Here is a 3,243-nt window from a genome sequence, read left to right on the forward strand (position 1 = left end):
GTCGGGGTCGAGGCCGTGCAGCGGGAACACCGCGCGGCGGGTCTCCAGGATCGTCGCGTCGACCCGTTCGCCGTTGGCGTCGCTCCACGGCGCGAACGACGGGTCGGCGCCGTCGGTCATCGCCACCGGCAGCGGGGCCCCGGTGTGCGTCGCGGCCCGGGCGATCCAGTCCGCGGGCAGCGGCCGGTCCGGGTCGACGTCGCGGTCGAGCGCGACGGCGAGCAGGTGCGTCCAGGACCGGGGCACGACACGGAACAGCGCGTACCCGCCGCCGCCGAGCACCAGCCACTTGCCGTTCGCCGTGCGTTCGGCCAGGTCACGCAGCGAGTGGTAGATCGCGCGGTGCCCGTCGACCGAGAGCTCCAGGTTGGCCAGCGGGTCCTCGGCGTGGGTGTCGGCGCCGCACTCGGTGACCAGGATCTGCGGCGCGAACTTCTCCAGCAGCGACGGCACGACACCGTGGAAGGCGCGCAGCCAGCCGGCGTCGCCGGTGCCGGGCGGGATCGCCACGTTCACCGCGTACCCCTCCCCCTCGCCGCGGCCGATCTCGCCGGCCCACCCGGTGCCCGGCCACAGCGTCAGCGGGTGCTGGTGCATCGAGATGGTCAGGACCCGCGGGTCGTCGTAGAACGAGGTCTGCACGCCGTCGCCGTGGTGCACGTCGACGTCGACGTAGGCGATCCGCTCGTAGCCCTGCTCGAGCAGCCAGGCGATCGCGACCGAGCAGTCGTTGTAGACGCAGAACCCGGCGGCCCGGTCGGGCATCGCGTGGTGCAGCCCACCGGCCAGGTTGACCGCACGGTCGGCGCGGCCCTCGTGGATCTCCCGCGCGGCCCGGACGGACCCGCCGGCGATCAGGTTCGCCGCCTCGTGCATCCCGAAGAAGATCGGGTTGTCGTCGGTGCCCAGGCCGTGCCCGACGCCGAACGGCGCCTCCGGGGCCGAGCGCACCGCCGTCTGGTAACCGGGGGTGTGCACCCGGGTGAGCTCGGCCTCGGTGGCCGGCTCCGGCTCGATCAGCTCGACGCCGTCGAGCACGCCGAGCTGCCGGGACAGCTCCATGGTCAGGTCGAGCCGGACCGGGTTGAGCGGGTGGTCGTCGGAGAGCTGGTAGGTCAGGAACTCCGGGGTCCACACGACCGACGTGCGCGGATTCATGGGCCGGACCGTAGGCGAGGAGGGCCCGTCCCGGCCATCTCCTGCGCTCACGACGCCGCCCCTTCCGGCTCGGGGCCGGTCGCGGCCGGGCGCGCCGGGTCCGCGCTCCACTCCGACCAGGACCCCGGGTAGAGCGCCGCGGGGGACTCCGGGGAGGTGACGCCGGCGTGCTCGAGCGCCAGGACCAGCGAGCTCGCGGTGACCCCGGACCCGCAGTAGGCCCCCACCGCCGTCGGGTCGGTCACACCCGCCGCCCGGAAACGCGCGGCGAGCTCGTCGGCCGGCAGCCACCGGCCGTCCGGACCGGTGTTCCCGGCGAACGGCACGCTCAGCGCACCGGGGACGTGCCCGGCGCGCGGGTCGACCGGCTCGGTCTCACCGCGGTAGCGCGCCCCGGCCCGCGCGTCGAGCAGGGCACCGCGGCGCGCCAGTGCCGCCGCGCCGTCCGCGTCGAGGACCGGCATCGCGCCCGGGCGCACGACGACGTCGCCCGGGTCCGGGACGGGCTCGGGGGCCCGGTCGGCGTCGGGCACGTCGTCGCCGGCGAGCGGGCGCCCCTCGGCGGTCCAGGCCGCGAAGCCGCCGTCGAGGACCTTCACCCGCCCGGCCGGGTGCCCCGACCAGCGCAGCAGCCACCAGGCCCTGGCCGCGACGGAGCCGTCCGCGTCGTCGTAGGCCACCACCGTGGAGTCCTCCCGCACCCCGGCCCGGCGCAGCACCTCCTGCAGCGACGCCGGGTCCGGCAGCGGGTGCCGCCCGCCGGGCCCGCCCCCGGAGGCCACGGCTGCGGCGAGCTCGGTGCCCAGGTCGACGAACACCGCGCCGGGGATGCGGCGGGCGGCGTGGTCGGGCCGTCCCGGCGGGCCCGTGAGGCGCCACCGGACGTCGAGCACGACCGGGCGCGAGACCCCGGACGCACCGGTCCCGCCGGGGCCCGCGAGGATCTCCAGGTCGCGGGCCAGGGCTGCGGGCGTGATCAGATCGGACACGGGACCCATCCTGCCCCGGAAGGTCCCGCCATGCCCGCGGCGTTGCACGTCTAGACTGAGGTACGACCGAAGGGGCCCGAGTTGAACGAGCTCATCGACACCACAGAGATGTATCTGCGGACCATCTACGAACTCGAGGAAGAAGGCGTCGTCCCGCTGCGTGCGCGGATCGCCGAACGCCTCGGACAGAGCGGGCCCACCGTGAGCCAGACGGTGGCCCGTATGGAGCGGGACGGGCTGGTCGTCGTGGCCGGCGACCGGCACCTCGAGCTGACCGAGGACGGCCGCGGGCGCGCCGTCGCGGTCATGCGCAAGCACCGCCTCGCCGAGCGCCTGCTGATCGACGTGATCGGGCTCGAGTGGGAGCTGGTGCACGCCGAGGCCTGCCGCTGGGAACACGTCATGAGCGAGGACGTCGAGCGCAAGCTCGTCCGGCTGCTGGACAAGCCGACCGTCTCGCCCTACGGCAACCCGATCCCCGGCCTCGACGACCTGGACCTGGCCGAGAACGAGACCTCGACGTCGGCGTCGGTGCCGCCCACGCTCGAGGTCGGGCTGCAGCGCCTCGACGAGTTCGCCCGCCGCGGCGGCGGACGGGTCGAGATCCGCCGGATCGCCGAGCACGTGCAGGTCGACCCCGACCTGATGGGCGAGCTGAAGCTGGCCGGGATCGTGCCCGGGCACTCGGTCGAGGTCTCGCCGATCCCGCGCTTCGGCGACCCCGTGCCGGTCATGGCCGAGGACGAGCAGGCCACGGTGGCCCCGCTCGTCGCGCACGCGGTGCTCGTCCGGGCCCAGTAGGAGGACCACGTGAAGCTGCTCGTCACCGGCGGGGCCGGGTACGTCGGGAGCGTCTGCGCCGCGCACCTCGTCGAGACCGGCCACGAGGTCGTGGTGCTCGACGACCTGTCGACCGGGCACCGCGACGCCGTGCCGCCGGGTGCCCGGTTCGTCGAGGGCGAGCTGGGCGACGCCGCGGGCGACGTGCTCTCCGAGGGCTTCGACGGCGTCCTGCACTTCGCGGCGCGCTCGCTGGTGGGCGAGTCGGTGGCGCGACCGGAGCTGTACTGGAACGGCAACGTCGTCGCCTCGTTCC

Annotated in this window: 4 protein-coding genes; 2 read left to right on the top strand and 2 right to left on the bottom strand. The window is 75.1% G+C overall.

Annotated features, from left to right (window positions below):
• On the bottom strand, positions 1-1,158 hold a 1,158-nt coding region (locus I4I78_RS31395; protein ID WP_218615137.1), incomplete at its 3' end, for an acetoin utilization protein AcuC.
• A 47-nt stretch (positions 1,159-1,205) separates the two neighbouring features.
• On the bottom strand, positions 1,206-2,156 hold the full coding sequence (locus I4I78_RS31400) for a sulfurtransferase (protein ID WP_218615138.1): 951 nt from the start codon (positions 2,154-2,156) through the stop codon (positions 1,206-1,208).
• Positions 2,157-2,228: 72 nt separating this feature from the next.
• Here I4I78_RS31400 and I4I78_RS31405 point away from each other — a divergent pair, with 72 nt between their 5' ends.
• Together I4I78_RS31405 and I4I78_RS31410 are read left to right on the top strand one after the other, a co-directional pair.
• A complete protein-coding gene (locus tag I4I78_RS31405; RefSeq protein WP_218615139.1) occupies positions 2,229-2,948 on the top strand; it encodes a metal-dependent transcriptional regulator in 720 nt (239 codons plus the stop codon).
• Between the two features lie 9 nt (positions 2,949-2,957).
• The coding region (locus I4I78_RS31410; RefSeq protein ID WP_218615140.1) for an NAD-dependent epimerase/dehydratase family protein at positions 2,958-3,243 on the top strand (286 nt) is incomplete at its 3' end.

It is taken from the genome of Pseudonocardia sp. KRD291 (assembly GCF_019263595.1).
In the GTDB taxonomy this organism is placed as follows: domain Bacteria; phylum Actinomycetota; class Actinomycetes; order Mycobacteriales; family Pseudonocardiaceae; genus Pseudonocardia.